This is a genomic window from Arhodomonas sp. KWT, from assembly GCF_010993615.1.
In genome coordinates this window covers 1-709 of sequence record NZ_WNXE01000871.1, presented here as the reverse complement: position 1 = coordinate 709, position 709 = coordinate 1, and the positions used below count along the sequence as shown (strand labels likewise).

The window sequence follows — 709 nt, the reverse complement described above, 5'->3', positions numbered from 1 at the left end:
CCCGCCTACAGGTACTTCTGGTAGGTCAGGAAGCGTTCGTCCAGGGTCCAGCCGGCGTCTTCGTAGCAGGCCTGGCCGGCGGTGTTGATGCGCTCCGTGCGCAGGAAGAGCTTGGCGGCGCCGGTCTCGCGGCCGAGGCGCTCGACGCGCTGCATCATCGCGCGGGCGACGCCGCGGCGGCGGGCGGCCGGGTCGACGTAGAGGTCGTTGAACAGCCACATGGTGCCCAGGTCCACCGAGGAGAAGGTGGGGTAGAGCTGGGCGAAGGCGAGGAGGGTGCCGTTGTCGTCGGCGACGAATACCCGTGAGTCGCCGTTGCTCAGGCGCTCCTTCATGTAGGTCCGCGCGCCTTCCGGATCACTCTCGCGGCGGTAGAACACGCGGTAGTCGTCGAACAGGGCGGCCACTGCATCGAGGTCGTCGATGGTGGCGTCGCGGATGGTGGGTTCGGTCATTCGGGATTCCTCCTGCGGGTATGGTGTCGGTGGCCGTGGGGCGCACCCTCTCCCCAACCCCTCTCCCGTGAAGGGAGAGGGGCCCGGAGGGCGGGGCGTGCATGGCCATGGGCCAGGTGCGACTTCCAGCGGCAGTGGGTCGGAGGGCGCACCCTCTCCCCAACCCCTCTCCCGTGAAGGGAGAGGGGCCCGGAGGGCGGGGCGTGCATGGCCGTGGGCCAGGTGCGACTTCCAGCGGCAGTGGGTCGGCGGGC

Annotated in this window: 1 protein-coding gene; it reads right to left on the bottom strand. The window is 70.1% G+C overall.

The window, feature by feature from the left end; all coding sequences use genetic code 11:
* Positions 1–5: 5 nt before the first annotated feature.
* Positions 6–455 (bottom strand): GNAT family N-acetyltransferase, encoded by a 450-nt coding sequence (locus tag G7A99_RS22975; protein WP_163144355.1) that lies wholly within the window; start codon positions 453–455, stop codon positions 6–8.
* Between the last annotated feature and the right edge of the window lie 254 nt (positions 456–709).

Coding starts and splice junctions, on each gene's coding strand:
- G7A99_RS22975 (WP_163144355.1), bottom strand. CDS start 455: ATGACCGAACCCACCATCCGCGACGCCACCATCGACGACCTCGATGCA.